Genomic DNA, 15536 nt, shown 5'->3' on the forward strand with positions numbered 1-15536 from the left:
ATTAATCAATAGTGATTTGTTGATTGTTGATTGATTCTGATTTTGGTAATGTGATCTTTAAGACACCATCAGTCAGCTTTGCGTTAACTTTACTGATATCAACGCCAGGTAAATAATAACGACGTTGAATCCGACCTTCAGCACGCTCATGGGTCAGAACATTTCCTTCAGAATCTTTGTCAGTTTTAGAAGTGTGTTGTGTAGCAGACACCGTTAACGTATCACCTTGGTAGTCCAAATTAATATCTTCTTTATTAATTCCAGGCACGTCAACTGATACTTCATAGTGATCATTTAAATCTACAACGTCACTCTTTAAGTGCTGACTGTCAGCATTAAATGCTGGCATCAAATGGTTAAAATCATTAAAGAAATGATCCCAATCATGAAACATACCATTAAAACGATTTGATAACTCGTTTGCCATAATAACTTCCTCCTAAACTAATTATTTTTTGTCAGGATTCTAATTTATCCTTCACCATCATTGTAGGAGCTTCATTTATAAAATGCAATGGGTGAAAATACAATTATTTAAGGATAAGCAGTAAAACAATTAATTGTTTTACCTATGTTACAATAAAAAGTATTGAAAAGTTGAACAAAGAAGGTTTTGGAAATGGCAGAAAAAAATGATGGTTTATCAACGAACCATATGTTAATTCCATGGGATGAACTTGCAATTAAAGAATCGAATACTTTAGTTGTCAATGCGTCCCTTAAAGAAAAAACAATTATTGTTGGTCGTGTAGGATTAATTATGTTATCTTGTGGTACTGGTGCTTGGCGTGTTCGTGAGGCGATGAATACGATGGCACGTATTTTAAAAGTTTATTGTTCTGCAGATATTGGATTAATTTCCATTTCGTATACTTGCTTTGACGAGACTAGTAGTTATACAGAATCATTATCTTTAAAGTCGACAGGTGTTAATACAGATAAACTAACAAATATGCAACAATTTGTGACAATGTTTACAAATGAGGGTGCTTTTTTAAAGGTAAAAGATGTCCATCGTTTATTAGATCGTATTAATGGTAAAAGAGGCAATTATACGCCAATATTACTTGGCTTAGCTGCAGCTCTTGCGTGCAGTTCTTTCGTGTTTTTACTTGGTGGCGGACCAGTAGAAATGTTTTGTTCATTCTTTGGTGCAGGATTAGGGAATTACACGCGTGCGAAAATGAATGGCAAACACTTGACTATTTTTGCAGGTTTAGCAACAGGTGTGGCGGTTGCTTGTTTAACATATCTTGTCTTGTCACGAAGCTTAGAATTAATTTTCAATATTAATGTGGCACATGAGGCAGGATATATTGGTGCGATGTTATTTGCTATTCCGGGATTTCCATTTATTACAAGCGGTCTTGATATTGCTAAGTCAGATATGCGGTCTGGTATTGAACGACTTGTGCACGCAGTTTCCATCATTTTGATTGCAACTTTGGTTGGCTGGCTAGTTGCTTTGGCTAGTGATTTGAAACCAGATAGCTTTTTGCCATTAGGGTTAAGTCCTTGGTTACTATGTTTATTTAGGATTCCTGCTAGTTTTTGTGGTGTTTTTGGTTTTTCGATTATGTTTAATAGTCCGGTTAAGATGGCAGCAACAGCAGGATATATTGGTGCAATTGCGAATACATTACGGTTAGAATTAGTTGATTTAACATCCTTACCAGCAGCAGCAGCAGCTTTTATTGGTGCTTTGACAGCTGGGATATTGGCATCTTTGTTTCATAAACGAATGGGATACCCACGTATTTCACTAACGGTGCCAGCCATTGTGATTATGGTACCAGGTCTATACATGTATCGGGCAATGTATTATCTAGGTGTTGGCAACATTTCAACAGGTGCAGATTGGTTTATTGCAGCACTCTTGATTGTGCTATTTTTACCACTAGGATTAATTGTTGCGCGTATTATTATGGATCCGGACTGGCGTCATGTTGAGTAATACTGCTAAATAAAATAATATGAAAAGGGACTGAGACATCAGTCGTTATGATCAGCTGAAAAAGGCGCTAATCTATCAATTTTGATTGGTAGATTAGCGCCTTTAAACGTGTTCCAAAAGACTGAAGCCGATTGTAACACTCTCTTTTCATATATGATTTTATTTTACATCAATGAAAACATCTCCTAAATCGTGGTCAAATGAAGCACGCCATTTACCAGCCGTTAGATGTTCAGGTAGTAAGAAAGTACCACTAGAAACATGTTGACCTGCCTCTAACTTTGTGCCGTTTGTTTCTAATTTTTTTACTAACCATTGTAATGATAGTAAAGGATTGCCTAATACTTCGGTTGCAGCCCCGTCTTTCAAATAATGATCATCATGGTATAATTTTGTGGTTACTTGTGCCAACTCGTCAGGTGTTTTGAAATGGGTGGCCGTCTCAACTTGTTTGCCATAGACAATATAACCACCGACAGCAGCATCAGCAATGACAAGATATTTTGATAGGCTAGGGAACCAATCAGAAAAACGCGAGTCGGGAACCTCGATAGCGGGAGATACTAAAGTTTTGGCCATTAAGTCCTCTAATGAATCTGCAGAAGTTAATGGTTCTTTTGCAGTAAACATCAGTTCGACTTCAGCCAAAGGTGCTAATAATTGATCAGGCGATAATGTAGCTGGTGACTGTAAAAAATGACTAGTAATCTGCGCACCGTATAGTGGGGAATCAGAATCAAACATATCTTGTGTTTCTTTGCTTGTCAATGAGACTTTATATCCGCCAACTTTTTCATCTTTGAGTTCAGTTAAATAATGTTGAACAGCATATGCATCTTCTGAATTATCAAGAAATGAGGCATAAGATTCTTGTAATAATGGTTGTTTCGTTGTGTATGCCTGATGGAGTACTTCAGCAAATTCTTTGTTTGTCATGTTCATAATAATACCTTCGACTTTCATTTAAAAAATAATGAGTGATAATCTCATTTAAATTTAATATTCCTTACCATTTATCATACGCTTAACCATTTCGTAAAGAAAGAAAAAATGTTGTGATTTTGTCTCCTTTTTTTGAGACCCATTGCAATCAAGTAAGGTTTAAAGTATTATTTGCTTAATGTAATAAATAATCAATCATGAAAGGTTTGTTTTTATGTCTAAAATAATCAACTATAAAAGGGATTATTTATATTTTTCAATTATTGCCCTCGTTGTTTTCGGACTAATATCGGTATTGATAGCGACAAATAATAGTTATTTGTTGACTGTCGATAATAAAGTGACTGCATTTTTTGAAAATGCCTTCGGGTATCCAATGATGGATTACCATCATGGTATTTTTAACGATGTGATGACATTTTTAGCGAGCTACGCCGATGCAAAACCATTAGTCGTCATAACTTTTTTTATAGCAATCATATTATTTATAAAAAATTATCGCTTGTTAGCATTCTGGCTTTTGGCAGTCGTTAGTACTGGTGGTATGCTAGGAATTGTTGTTAAATCTGCTATGCATCGTGCACGACCAGTACATCATCTGGCCATAGACAATGGATTTTCTTTTCCAAGTGGTCATTCAGTTGCTAGTACTTTACTGCTATTATCGATTCTATTAGTATTAGTACCAATGATGAGAAATCAATGGTCACGAATTATTACACGCACGGTCATTATTTTAATCTGGATTAGCATTTTATTTTCACGTTTATACTTTAATGCACATCATTTAAGTGATTTAATTGGCGGTGTCGCACTGGGGATTTTTTGGGTATTTGTTGCGATGGCGATTTATGGTTTAACTGCAAAAATGTTTAAAGAACACTTATTTAAAAATAGTATTGTTTAAGTTAAATAGCAACGTCTTCGGAACGAAGAACGTTGCTATTTTTATTTTATTCAACAATGACGAATGATGTGCGACGTCCTTGTCATTATTGATTAGTTTATTATTTATTGTAAAATTGTTGATATGTAAATAATTTTACCGACTCGACGCTGAGAATTTGTATAAGAAGTACATTATAATGCATGCTGCGATAAACATTGTGATAGTGACAAAATAAACGGTTTATAAGGAGAGATAACGTAACATTTAAAAGAGGATGACTAGATTAGAATGATGTTAAAAGCAATGATAAAAAGGGGAAAAATATGACTAAAACGCATACGCATCGTGCATTTGGTGTTTATGGCATTGTCACGATTAATGATCAATTGGTTGTTATTAAGAAAAATGGGGGACCATATATTAATCGTTACGATTTGCCAGGTGGTAGTTTGGAAGATGGTGAATTATTAGAAGACGCAATTATTCGCGAAATTAGCGAAGAAACTGGGCTAAAAGCTCAAAAGTTAGTACAAATAGGAACGACTAGTTTTAAATACCCTTGGCAATATTTAGATGCTGAGATGAATCAACATATTGCAGTTTTTTATCAAATACAGGCGTATACAGGCAATTTATTGCAGGCGGTTCGTCAATTTAATGGTCAAGACTCATTAGGAGCACTACCCATTGATTTAATGGCTATAAACGATCAAAATTCATCACCCTTAGTGTTAAAGGCAAAAGAATATTTAAAGACAAATGAGTTTCGGGTTGCCGATTCTGTTTATCAAAGTTGGCATGTTCTAAATGATGAAGAACGTGTTTTTTAAAAAAAGCAAACTATCTTTTCTATTTTGATAAATATAATGATTTACCAAAATTTTTAAAAACTATTTGTGACGTATTTAACAAAATGGCAATTCCGTTTATAATATTGCAATATAACCACGAAGTGTGAAGTAATAATATTTTGTATTATTTTTATAGCACAATGTGTATGATTGTTCAGGAGGTAAGGGATGGTTAAATTAATATTAATGCGTCATGGTGAAAGTACAGCAAACATGCAAAATACTTTTACGGGATGGACTGATGCACCGTTAACGACAAAAGGACGGTTACAAGCTAAAGATGCGGGACGACGATTAATAGATGAAGCAGTAGATATTGACGATGTTCATACATCATTTCTAAAAAGGACAATTATAACGGCGTATATCATCTGTAATGAATTGCAAATAAATTGGATACCGATATATAAAACGTGGCGATTAAATGAACGGCATTATGGGGCATTAGCAGGGCTTAATAAAGATCAGGCACGTGAAAAATTTGGTAAAAAGCAAGTTGAATTGTGGCGACGCGGTTTCATTGATACTCCGCCTAAATTAGTTGAATCCGATCATCAGTTAGTTTACGATCGGATTGGTGTGTCTATACCAAGGACAGAAAGTCTAAAGATGACTTTAGAAAGATTGATGCCGTATTGGAGAAATGATATTCTGCCTAAATTGCAGCAAGGAAGAAACCAGTTGGTTGTTGCACATGGCAGTAGTTTACGAGTTTTAGTAAAATATCTTGAAAAGATTGCAGATGATCAGTTAGATGCCATTAAAATACCGAATGCAACACCAATCATTTATACTTTTGATGAACATTTTCATATTGAAAATAAACAAATCTTAGATTACTAAGGAGTCGTGTTAGTTGACAATAAAATTAAATATTTCTAATAAACTTATTGACTTTTCATTTTAATCCAAATATACTTATTGCACAAGGAAGAGGTGAGTAATCAATCTTAGATTGTTCAGAGAGTTGTGTTTGGTGTAAAGCAACCAATTTTGTTGATGAATATGGCCTCGGAGTGTAAAAATAATGAGTTATTAAGAATTTTTAATGAATTATTTTCGGGTGCGCCCGTTATTGCGCTAGGGTATCATGAAATATTTATAGGTACTTAATGGAGTGTTCAAATTAATGGACAGAACTCGGGTGGTAACACGATAATCAATCGTCCCGTTGTATTACATTGTTGTAGTACAACGGGATTTTTTATGACATGATAAATGATTAACTCGTTAATAAGATATTGGAGGCAAGATGTAAATGAAAAATAGTGTAAAATTTGGTGTGTTAGTTGGCACAACTGTCTTAATCTCAACCATAGGTTTGTCCTTGCAAATAGCCAGTGCGGATACTAATAAAACAGTAACGGTCGGGGTTGTTGGTGATACTTCTCGTGAACTATGGGAAAATATTGGTCAAAGAGCACAAAAAAAATATGGTATTAAAATTAAGTTAAAAGAATTTAATGACTATGTGAAACCAAATCAAGCATTGGTTGATGGTAGCCTAGATTTAAATGCTTTTCAAACAAAGATCTTTTTTGATGATCAAAATAAAAAAATGGGCAGTAAACTAACCTCTATTGGTAAAACAGTGATTGTTCCCATGCGGTTATACTCGTTAAAAACGAAAAAGATTAGTGATTTTAAGAACGGCAGTACGATTGCAGTGCCTAATGATGCGACTAATGAAGCACGTGCACTAGATGTGTTAGTGCAAGCAAAGCTTATTAAATATAATAAAAAAGTCACTGATCCGACTGCAAAGGACATTACTTCAAATCCCAAACACCTGAAAATTAAAGAGGTAGATGCAGGACAAACGGTTTCTGCTTTACAAACAGCTGATGCCGCAGTCATCAATGGCAATTTTGCTCATGACGCGAATTTGAATGATAAAAACATATTATTAACACAAAATTTGAAAAAGAATGTCAGCCCTTATATTAACTTAATTGCTTCTCGAAAAAATGAAGCAAATAAGAAAATATACAAACAAATTGTAAAGGTATATCAGACAAAAGAGACCAAAGCAGAAATTAAAAAATTATTTGGCAATTCAGAATACCCTGCATGGTAATGAAAATAATCAGACAAATTCCCCCCAAAAAGTCATCCACTTTTTGGGGGGAATTTGCCTGATTATTTTAGAACTAACGATCGGTTAAAATACGATTAGCAACAGATTCTGTTGTGATTAAATCTGTTATGAAGCCACCACGTAAAGCACCTAGTGTTGCATTTGTCTTAAATTTACTTTTTACGATACAAACACGTCGGGGGGTTGCTAAGACACTATCTAAATCGACGCCAAATGTTTTATCAACCGACAAATTTAGAAAACGACCATTAATATCATAAGGTCGTCCATACAACATGCCAGCAATGCTATCAACATCGACACCAGGGAAAATATCGTTAATGCCCTGATGCCAAGCTGGAATAGAATTAATTGATGCTAAAGTTCCCAATCCGGTGAAAATCATATCCATACGACTTGAAGCAGCAAAAGTTGAACGAACAGAAATTTCTTCTGTTAAGCCATGGCGGACAGCATCGTTAACAATATAAAGGGGACCAACCATTGTTAAATAATTTGCTGAAAATTTATGAGCAGCACGTTCAACCATCCTCATGGTACCAGCCGATGAGTTATATTTCATATTCTCGCCCATAAACTGCGTAAATGTAACATTTTCTAAGACTTTACTCTGAAATTTTGAGATAACTTGATATATTGTACCGCCCCAGGCTGTACCAATAATGTCATTATTGTGAATCAGTGACTGGACATGTTGTGCTGCAAAATTAATCGTATCTTGAATTGTATCATTTGGATTATCAGAAGATCTGATGATATAAACATTTGGAATATTAAATTGTTTTTTAATTTCACGCTCAAGCTCGATATTACGAGTTGTAGGCGTTGTTATTTCAATTTTTACAATACCGCTATTTCGAGCATCATCTAAGGATTTGTTTACTAAATAGCGACTAATCCCATATTTTTTAGATATTTCAGCAAGACTTAATTGAGAGATATAAAAGTCCTGTGATATGTTTGCAAGAAAATCATTGTTAGTCATGTATTCACCTATTACATATTCATTTACAAATTTAATTCCATCATAGCATATTTTAAAAAAAGAAATACACTTAAAAAATTTAAAAAATCTTTGGATAAATGAACTTGTTACCAGTACTATTTTCTCAGAAATTTTATAACATTTAAAAATATAGAGTTTATTTTAAAAAATATAAAATAAACTCTTTCATTTTTTAAAATCAAGCGCTACAATTACAAATGTTAACAAATGAAAACGTGCACGTTTAAATAATTGAAATTAGAATCAAAAGTATTTGACAGGAGGTATAAATCTTGGTCGACAGGGAAAAAGTGCTAGCATTGCATGAAAATCATACTGGTGTTTTAGGCATTAACCCGGCATTTGACGTGACAAATCGAACTGAATTAAGTGAGGCATATACACCTGGTGTTGCTGATTTGGCAAAATTAATTCAAAAAGATGAAACTGAAAAAAATAAATACACGACAAGTGGCAAGTTGATTGCAATTATAACCGATGGTTCTGCTGTATTGGGATTAGGAAATGTTGGCCCCTCTGCTGGATTACCAATTATTGAGGGAAAAGCATTATTATACAAAGATTTTGCAAATGTTGATGCAATGCCATTAGCATTGAATCAAGTGCCTATTCCAGAATTTGTGGCAACGATTAAAAATATGTCTAAGTCATTTGCAGGTATTCATTTAGAAGATATTGCTGCGCCACGTGTATTTGAAATTGAAGAAAGATTAAACAAAGTTTTGGACATTCCGGTTTATCATGATGATCAAACTGGAACGGCTATCGTTGTATTAGCTGGTTTGATTAATGCTGCGAAATATGTTGGTAAGTCATTAAAGAATTTAAAAGTGGTTATTAATGGTGTTGGTGCTTCGGGAGTTGCAACAGCCAAGGTTTTATTAGCTGCCGGTATTCAACATTTAACTTTGGTCGATATTCATGGTGTTATCCGGGATGATGACGCTAGGTATAACAGCTATCAGCGTGAATTGGCGCAACAAGTCATACAAGCACAAGGTAAAACATTAGATGATGTGATTGATGATCAAGATGTTTTCATTGGCTTGTCGGATGCTAATGTTTTGTCTGGAGAGATGGTTGAGCGAATGGCCAATCAACCGATTGTCTTTGCTTTAGCTAATCCGGTTCCTGAGATTGATCCAACTGAAGCAAATGCTGCTGGTGCAGCCGTTGTAGCAACCGGTTCATCGCAATGGCCGAACCAGGTTAATAATATTTTAGTATTTCCAGGTTTGTTTAAAGGATTACTTGCTAGTGGTTTAAAAAAGGTTGATATAAATCTACAAGTAAAAATCGCTGAGGGATTAGCGCATATGATTAAAAAGCCGAATAAAGAAAACATCGTCCCTGGTGTGTTTGATACTGGTGTTGTGGAGACAGTATCTGAAGCAGTATTAAGTTATGTAGGTACATTAGATAATTAATTAAAAAGGAAAGTAAAGAACATTGAAACAAACATAAGGCAAAAATGATTTAGGAAGTGAATATAAATGGGTGTATTTTGGAATTCAATTCAATCTGTACTTGCCATTATCTTATTAATGGCAGTAGGGTATTGGGCACAAGGAAAAGGATATTTTTCAGAAGGATTTTCAAATTCATTATCAAAGTTGATTATGAAAATTGCATTGCCAGTTTCAATTTTTAATGCAATGCTAGAACGATTTAATCCGTCACAACTTTCAAAGCTAGCCGCTGGATTAATTTATGTTATTTTAGCCATTCTTATTGGTTACGCAGTCACATCATACGTGGTGAAATTAATGAAAGTACCACATGGTCGGCGCGGATTAATGATTCAAGCAATCAATGGTGCAAATACCGTGTTCATTGGTATGCCACTAAATACAGCATTGTTTGGTCAAACATCAATACCATATTTATTGGTTTACTACATTATTAATACGATTATTGTTTGGACTTTGGGTGTTTGGGTGATTGCTCAAGATGATCCAACAGTGGGTGCGAACGGGCAAAAGGTAAAGTTTGATTGGTCACACTTATTACCAGTACCATTGTATGGTTTTATTGCCGCACTACCATTTGTCTATATTGCACCATTAAAGCATGCTTATGAATCTATTTCATTTTTGAGTCAGACATTTGTACCTGATCTAGGTAACTTGGTTACACCATTATCTTTGATTTATATTGGTATTATGTTACGTAACTTTGGCTTGAGTAATATGAAATTTGATAGTCATGTTATTATGACGTTAGTTGGTCGTTTTATTTTATCACCAATTATTATGGTTGCCTTGATTTTAATTGGTTCACATCTGTTTGGTATTCAATTAAATTCAATTTTCCAACAAACGTTGATTATTCAATCAGCAACACCAACTTTGGCTGTGTTACCAATTATGGCTAACGAGTATCATGGTGATGTAAAATTTGCAACGAATGTTGTTGCATCAGCTTCAGTATTGTTTATCATTGTTGTACCAGTCATTATGATGCTACAGACATTGTTATAGGATAATTTTCGCAAGGAGGATTTGTCATGATGCAAGTGAAAGATTTATATATAGCAAATCCAGCTACGCGACATAAATGGGAAACTTTTTTGATTGATCGTGGTATTACCAGATTTGACGATCGTGAAATAGCAACGATTGATGAAACGGTAGGTATTTATAAAGGCGATGATTTAGTTGCAACTGGTTCAATTGCTGGTCAGGTAATTAAATATATCGCTGCTTGTGAAAAAGATGTGCCAAAAGGTTCACGATTCAATTTGATATTGACCGAATTAACGAATCGTTTGGCACAACGAGGTATTTTTCACATATTTGTATTTACAAAACCACAGTATCTGACGAGTTTTCAATACGTCGGATTTAATGAATTAGCGTCAACCAACCAGGGAGTTTTGTTAGAAAAAGGGCATCCCAATATCAGTGATTACCTTAATCGTGTACCAAAAATACAGAATGATGGTCATAAAAAAATTGCAAGTCTTGTGATAAATGCGAATCCATTTACCTTAGGACATCGGTATTTAATTGAACAAGCTGCTAAAGAAAATGACTTTGTTTATGTCTTTGTGGTTAATCAAGATGTGTCGTTGTTTACGACTAAGGAAAGACTAGCATTAGTTTCACAAGGCATTCAAGATTTAGGCAATGTTTGTGTCGTAGATGGTGGCCCTTATATGGTTAGTTATACGACTTTTCCATCCTATTTTATCAAATCTGAAAACGATGTTATTAGATATCAAACAACATTGGATGCCACACTGTTTAAACAAAAAATTGTGCCATCATTAGCGATTACAAGTCGATATCTTGGTTATGAACCTTTTTCAAGAACAACAGCAATTTATAATCAAAGCTTGCAACATGAATTGGCAGATCAAGTTGATGTGCGAATTATCCAGAGAAAAGAAAATGAGAATGGTGATATTATTTCGGCGAGGAACGTGCGCCAAGCAATTGCGAAAAATGATTTAGAAACAGTTGCAAAAAACGTGCCAGTCTCTACGCTAAATTATATTAAAAAGAATTTTGTTAACATACAAAGTCGCATTAAGAAAGGACAAAGGATTAATGGAAATTAAGCAAACGGCAATTGCCGGTACATTAGAGTCTTCTGATGTACAAATCATGCTTTCAAAAGGAACTTCAGGCATTCAATTTGATGTTGAGTCCGATGTCGAAAAACAATTTGGAGATCAAATTCGTCAGACAGTCACTGATGTATTAACACATTATGATATTTCAAATGTGGACGTCAAAATCATTGATAAGGGTGCTCTTGACATGGTTATCAAAGCACGGACTATTACAGCCGTACAACGTGCATTAGATATTGTTGATCAACCAACGTGGGAGGTGCTCTAATGGCAGAACAAGTAGAACGTTTGCGCCGGACAATGATGTTTGTACCAGGTAATAATCCAGCCATGGTTAAAGATGCGGGTATTTATGGTGCTGATTCAATTATGTTTGATTTGGAAGATGCTGTGTCGATGGGCGAAAAAGATGCCGCTCGTTACTTAGTTTATGAAGCATTACAAACAGTTGATTATGGTGATGCAGAGTTAGTCGTTCGTATTAATGGACTAGATACACCATATTATGAAAATGATATTAAAGCGATGGTCAAAGCCGGTATCGATGTGATTCGTTTACCAAAGGTTGAATCAGCTAAGATGATGATACAACTGGAATCGTTTATTGCAGATGCTGAACGTGAATTTGGTCGTGAAGTTGGTTCAACCCATATTATGGCAGCAATTGAATCAGCTAAGGGTGTTTTGAATGCTTATGAAATTGCTGAGTCTTCGAAACGGATGATTGGTATTGCTTTATCAGCTGAGGATTATACAACTGATATGAAAACTCACCGTTATCCTGATGGTCAAGAGTTGCTATTTGCTCGAAACATGATTCTTCATGCAGCACGAGCAGCAGGTATTGCTGCTTTTGATACGGTGTTTACCAATATGGATGACGAAGCAGGATTCTATCGTGAAACTGAATTGATTCATCAACTTGGCTTTGATGGTAAGTCATTGGTTAATCCACGACAAATTGAAATGGTTAATAAAGTTTATCAACCAACAGCAAAAGAAATTGAAAATGCACAGAACGTTGTTGCTGCAATTGCTGAAGCTCATGCAAAAGGTTCTGGTGTTATCTCAATGAATGGTCAGATGGTGGATCGACCGGTTGTCTTACGAGCAGAACGTGTGATGCGTCTTGCGAAAGCAGCACATCTTGTAGATGAGGAGGGAAATAACATTGAAGAATAATGTAAACCGCGAATTGCCGGAAAAATTGATGAGTCGTCTGGATTATGAACCTTTTAAGACAACTGATTTTGGTACGCCTGATATTCAGCGTGTTGCACCAAAGGTTCATGCCACAGCAGTTGAAAGTAAGATTGTTGATTCGCTAGTCCAAGTGGTTAAGCAAACAGTTAAGGATGGTATGACGATTTCTTTCCATCATCATTTTAGAGAAGGAGATTATGTCTTTAACAAGGTGATGCGCATTATCATTGATGAAGGCTATCGTGACTTGACTTTGGCACCATCATCATTAACAAATGTTATGAATGATATTGTGGTCGAAGCAATCAACAAGGGTGTTGTTACAAATATTACATCTTCAGGAATGCGTGGTACGTTAGGGGATGCTGTATCACACGGTGCATTAAAAAATCCTGTTATTTTCCGTTCTCATGGTAATCGTGCTCGTGCGATCGAATCAGGTGAAATTAAAATTGATGTGGCCTTTTTGGGTGTACCTAATGCTGATGAAATGGGAAATGCAAATGGTATGGATGGTGAGACTGCTTTCGGTTCACTTGGTTATGCATTAGTAGATGCACAATATGCTGATAAAGTTGTTTTAATTACTGATAATTTGAAAGATTACCCAAATGTGCCTGCTTCAATTAATCAAACGCAAGTTGATTACGTGGTTAAGGTAGATCAAGTTGGGGATGCGGATAAGATTGGGTCAGGAGCAACTCGTTTTACCAAAGATCCTAAAGAACTTAAAATCGCACAGACTGTTAATAAAGTCATTACGCATTCAAGTTATTTCAAAGATGGCTTTTCATTCCAAACTGGTTCAGGTGGTGCAGCATTAGCCGTGACACGTTTCCTACGTCAATCAATGATTGATAATCAAATTAAAGCTTCATTTGCCTTAGGTGGTATCACGAAACCTACGATTGATTTACTTGAAGAAGGATTAGTTGATCGTGTGATGGACGTGCAAGACTTTGATAAAGGCGCCGCAGCTTCTATGCATTTGAACAAGAATCAGCAAGAAATTGATGCTTCATGGTATGCTGATCCAGCTAATAAGGGTGCAATGGTTGACAAATTAGATATCGTGATTCTTTCAGCGCTTGAAATTGATACGAAGTTTAATGTCAATGTTATGTCAGGGTCAGATGGTGTTATTCGTGGTGCAATTGGTGGTCACCAAGATGCTGCTGCAGCAAAGTTAACAATTATTTCAGCACCATTAGTTCGTGGTCGAATTGCAACGGTTGTACCAGACGTCACAACTGTTGTTACGCCAGGAGATTCAATTGATGTGTTAGTGACAGAGATTGGGATTGCCATTAACCCAAAGCGTCAAGACCTGATGGAAACACTGGGCCACATTCCTGGTGTACCAGTTTACACAATTGAAGAAATGCAACAAAAAGCGGAAGAAATTGTTGGTCAACCTAAGCAACTTGAGTTTACAGACAAGGTTGTTGCAATGATTGAATATCGCGATGGATCAATTATTGATGTCATTAAAGAAGTAAAGGATTAATTTATGAAGGACAAATGTCGCTGACCAGTGATGTTTGTCCTTATACATATCAGATATGAGGAGTGATGGCATGGTTGATATATTTAAAGAAGGTTCACCCGTAACGCTACTCGAAATTTTAGACAATAAAGATTGGCGAGTTGAACAACAGCAGCAGTTAATGAACAAATATCCACAAGCTGTTGTTGTTGCCGTTAAATTAAACATACCTGGTGCCATTAAAAATAATCAACTAATGACACAAGTATTTATAGATGGCTGGCAGAAATTAAAGACGACTTTTTTGAATAATGAAGAATTAGTCAGCCAATACGACCTTGATCGTTTCACTGGTCCAGAAGGGTTTATCGTTATCGATGGGTCAATTGATGATGTTAAGCGTGAGACCATTCAGTTTGAAGTGGATTACATCTTAGGTCGCCTATTTGATGTGGATGTGATGACCCATAAAAGGGCAGCTAAGCAAATCTCACGAACGGCATTAGGATTACCACAAAGAGTATGTTTTGTTTGTCAACAGCCGGCAAAAATATGTGCACGTATGCAGAAACACTCTAGTCAGGAGATTAAGCACGCTATTAATATTTTGTGTGATGATTACTTTGAAGGGAAATGATGATGACAAAACAAGAAGTAATAGATGCAGCAGTGAAAGCGTTACTGTATGAAGTTTCTGTCAAACCAAAACCGGGTTTGGTAGATCCGATAAGTGTTGGTGCACATGATGATATGGATATGTTTACTTTTATAGATAGTGCAATTGCTTTACGACCTTACTTTATGTCAGTTTATGACTGTGGTGTCAAATTTAAAGGGCAACAATTAACAGCATTATTTAAACAAATACGACCAATTGGTGTGCAAGCCGAAAAATTAATGTTTCAGGCGACAAAAGGCGTTAATACTCATAAAGGTGCTATTTTTTCGTTAGGTATTTTGGTAGCAGCCACTGGTTATTGTCAGCAATCTGAACAATCTTATCAAACTAACGAATTTGTGCCAGTGATTCAGAAAATGTTACAAGAATTAATTGCAACAGATTTTAATGGTTTAACCAATAAAAACGAATTAACTGCAGGTGAAAAGCAGTTCATACAGTATGGTAAAGGCGGAATTCGTGCGGAAGCTGCAAGTGGTTATCCAGTTGTATTTAAGATTGCGTTGCCATATTTAAGAAAGATTCGAGGAACACGCAATCAAAAATTGTTAGATACTTTGATGATCATTGTGAAAAATACGGAAGACTCCAATCTTATTAAACGAGCAGGAACCGTTAATGTTTTACCTTGGGTGAAAGAAAAAATTAATCATTTCTTTCAATTAGGTGGGAGTCAGACAGGAGCAGGCATGCAATATTTGGCAGGTCTTGATGAAGTATTTATTGAGAAAAATTTAAGTCTGGGTGGATCCGCTGATTTACTTATTTTAACTATTTATTGTGCCTTGTTAGAAGGAATTCTGTAATTGTTGATTATTATATAAAAAGCCACATATGATGATTTAAAATTA

The 15536-nt window shown here is 35.5% G+C and carries 16 protein-coding genes and 1 other annotated feature; of the genes, 13 read left to right on the forward strand and 3 right to left on the reverse strand.

The genetic code is table 11. The annotated features are described in order from the left end of the window. Position 1: 1 nt before the first annotated feature. Positions 2-427, reverse strand: a complete 426-nt coding sequence (locus tag AC3B5D_RS02485; RefSeq protein WP_489839676.1) for an Hsp20/alpha crystallin family protein — start codon at positions 425-427, stop codon at positions 2-4. Positions 428-619: 192 nt separating this feature from the next. Here AC3B5D_RS02485 and AC3B5D_RS02490 point away from each other — a divergent pair, with 192 nt between their 5' ends. After that, positions 620-1954: a threonine/serine exporter family protein gene (locus tag AC3B5D_RS02490; protein ID WP_489839675.1), complete on the forward strand. Its 1335-nt coding sequence runs from the start codon at positions 620-622 to the stop codon at positions 1952-1954. Positions 1955-2113: 159 nt separating this feature from the next. Here the strand turns inward: AC3B5D_RS02490 and AC3B5D_RS02495 are convergent, their stop codons facing one another. After that, a complete protein-coding gene (locus AC3B5D_RS02495) occupies positions 2114-2890 on the reverse strand; it encodes a 2-keto-4-pentenoate hydratase (protein WP_489839674.1) in 777 nt (258 codons plus the stop codon). A 220-nt stretch (positions 2891-3110) separates the two neighbouring features. Here AC3B5D_RS02495 and AC3B5D_RS02500 point away from each other — a divergent pair, with 220 nt between their 5' ends. The 4 genes from AC3B5D_RS02500 (at position 3111) to AC3B5D_RS02515 (ending at position 6713) form a co-directional block, all read left to right on the forward strand. Next, positions 3111-3803: a phosphatase PAP2 family protein gene (locus AC3B5D_RS02500; protein ID WP_489839673.1), complete on the forward strand. Its 693-nt coding sequence runs from the start codon at positions 3111-3113 to the stop codon at positions 3801-3803. A gap of 305 nt (positions 3804-4108) precedes the next feature. Continuing rightward, on the forward strand, positions 4109-4615 hold the full coding sequence (locus AC3B5D_RS02505) for an NUDIX hydrolase (RefSeq protein WP_489839672.1): 507 nt from the start codon (positions 4109-4111) through the stop codon (positions 4613-4615). 189 nt (positions 4616-4804) lie between these two features. Next, positions 4805-5479 (forward strand): 2,3-bisphosphoglycerate-dependent phosphoglycerate mutase, encoded by a 675-nt coding sequence (locus AC3B5D_RS02510; protein ID WP_489839671.1) that lies wholly within the window; start codon positions 4805-4807, stop codon positions 5477-5479. A 76-nt stretch (positions 5480-5555) separates the two neighbouring features. Further along, positions 5556-5810: a binding site (T-box leader), on the forward strand. Between the two features lie 84 nt (positions 5811-5894). Next, positions 5895-6713, forward strand: coding sequence for a MetQ/NlpA family ABC transporter substrate-binding protein (locus tag AC3B5D_RS02515; protein WP_489839670.1), 819 nt, complete (start codon positions 5895-5897; stop codon positions 6711-6713). 73 nt (positions 6714-6786) lie between these two features. Here AC3B5D_RS02515 and AC3B5D_RS02520 read toward each other — a convergent pair whose 3' ends face one another. Beyond that, positions 6787-7719: a sugar-binding transcriptional regulator gene (locus tag AC3B5D_RS02520; protein ID WP_489839669.1), complete on the reverse strand. Its 933-nt coding sequence runs from the start codon at positions 7717-7719 to the stop codon at positions 6787-6789. Positions 7720-8012: 293 nt separating this feature from the next. Here AC3B5D_RS02520 and AC3B5D_RS02525 point away from each other — a divergent pair, with 293 nt between their 5' ends. The 8 genes from AC3B5D_RS02525 (at position 8013) to citG (ending at position 15491) form a co-directional block, all read left to right on the forward strand. Continuing rightward, positions 8013-9167: an NAD(P)-dependent malic enzyme gene (locus tag AC3B5D_RS02525; RefSeq protein WP_489839668.1), complete on the forward strand. Its 1155-nt coding sequence runs from the start codon at positions 8013-8015 to the stop codon at positions 9165-9167. A gap of 66 nt (positions 9168-9233) precedes the next feature. Further along, on the forward strand, positions 9234-10220 hold the full coding sequence (locus AC3B5D_RS02530; RefSeq protein ID WP_489839667.1) for an AEC family transporter: 987 nt from the start codon (positions 9234-9236) through the stop codon (positions 10218-10220). A 29-nt stretch (positions 10221-10249) separates the two neighbouring features. Further along, the gene (gene citC / locus AC3B5D_RS02535; RefSeq protein ID WP_489840592.1) at positions 10250-11302 is read left to right on the forward strand and encodes a [citrate (pro-3S)-lyase] ligase; all 1053 of its coding nucleotides are present in this window, start codon (positions 10250-10252) and stop codon (positions 11300-11302) included. Then, complete coding sequence (citD, locus tag AC3B5D_RS02540; protein WP_489839666.1) at positions 11292-11585, forward strand: citrate lyase acyl carrier protein; 294 nt, start codon at positions 11292-11294, stop codon at positions 11583-11585. Before citC ends, citD begins: the two co-directional genes overlap by 11 nt. Beyond that, positions 11585-12499 carry a citrate (pro-3S)-lyase subunit beta gene (gene citE / locus AC3B5D_RS02545; RefSeq protein WP_489839665.1) on the forward strand — a complete coding sequence of 305 codons (915 nt, stop codon included), beginning with the start codon at positions 11585-11587 and terminating at the stop codon, positions 12497-12499. The genes citD and citE overlap by 1 nt, the downstream gene beginning before the upstream one ends. Then, positions 12489-14027 (forward strand): citrate lyase subunit alpha, encoded by a 1539-nt coding sequence (gene citF / locus AC3B5D_RS02550; RefSeq protein WP_489839664.1) that lies wholly within the window; start codon positions 12489-12491, stop codon positions 14025-14027. The genes citE and citF overlap by 11 nt, the downstream gene beginning before the upstream one ends. Positions 14028-14097: 70 nt before the next feature. After that, complete coding sequence (gene citX, locus AC3B5D_RS02555) at positions 14098-14643, forward strand: citrate lyase holo-[acyl-carrier protein] synthase (RefSeq protein ID WP_489839663.1); 546 nt, start codon at positions 14098-14100, stop codon at positions 14641-14643. A 2-nt stretch (positions 14644-14645) separates the two neighbouring features. Then, complete coding sequence (gene citG / locus AC3B5D_RS02560; RefSeq protein ID WP_489839662.1) at positions 14646-15491, forward strand: triphosphoribosyl-dephospho-CoA synthase CitG; 846 nt, start codon at positions 14646-14648, stop codon at positions 15489-15491. Positions 15492-15536 lie beyond the last annotated feature (45 nt).

The organism is Weissella sp. ESL1177 (assembly GCF_058107185.1).

Bases quoted from the DNA above. Each gene is read 5' to 3' on its own strand.
- citD (WP_489839666.1), top strand. From the start codon at position 11,292: ATGGAAATTAAGCAAACGGCAATTGCCGGTACATTAGAGTCTTCTGAT.
- AC3B5D_RS02490 (WP_489839675.1), top strand. From the start codon at position 620: ATGGCAGAAAAAAATGATGGTTTATCAACGAACCATATGTTAATTCCA.
- citX (WP_489839663.1), top strand. From the start codon at position 14,098: ATGGTTGATATATTTAAAGAAGGTTCACCCGTAACGCTACTCGAAATT.
- AC3B5D_RS02530 (WP_489839667.1), top strand. From the start codon at position 9,234: ATGGGTGTATTTTGGAATTCAATTCAATCTGTACTTGCCATTATCTTA.
- AC3B5D_RS02520 (WP_489839669.1), bottom strand. From the start codon at position 7,719: ATGACTAACAATGATTTTCTTGCAAACATATCACAGGACTTTTATATC.
- citE (WP_489839665.1), top strand. From the start codon at position 11,585: ATGGCAGAACAAGTAGAACGTTTGCGCCGGACAATGATGTTTGTACCA.
- AC3B5D_RS02510 (WP_489839671.1), top strand. From the start codon at position 4,805: ATGGTTAAATTAATATTAATGCGTCATGGTGAAAGTACAGCAAACATG.
- citG (WP_489839662.1), top strand. From the start codon at position 14,646: ATGACAAAACAAGAAGTAATAGATGCAGCAGTGAAAGCGTTACTGTAT.
- AC3B5D_RS02500 (WP_489839673.1), top strand. From the start codon at position 3,111: ATGTCTAAAATAATCAACTATAAAAGGGATTATTTATATTTTTCAATT.
- AC3B5D_RS02485 (WP_489839676.1), bottom strand. From the start codon at position 427: ATGGCAAACGAGTTATCAAATCGTTTTAATGGTATGTTTCATGATTGG.
- AC3B5D_RS02515 (WP_489839670.1), top strand. From the start codon at position 5,895: ATGAAAAATAGTGTAAAATTTGGTGTGTTAGTTGGCACAACTGTCTTA.
- citC (WP_489840592.1), top strand. From the start codon at position 10,250: ATGCAAGTGAAAGATTTATATATAGCAAATCCAGCTACGCGACATAAA.
- AC3B5D_RS02495 (WP_489839674.1), bottom strand. From the start codon at position 2,890: ATGACAAACAAAGAATTTGCTGAAGTACTCCATCAGGCATACACAACG.
- AC3B5D_RS02505 (WP_489839672.1), top strand. From the start codon at position 4,109: ATGACTAAAACGCATACGCATCGTGCATTTGGTGTTTATGGCATTGTC.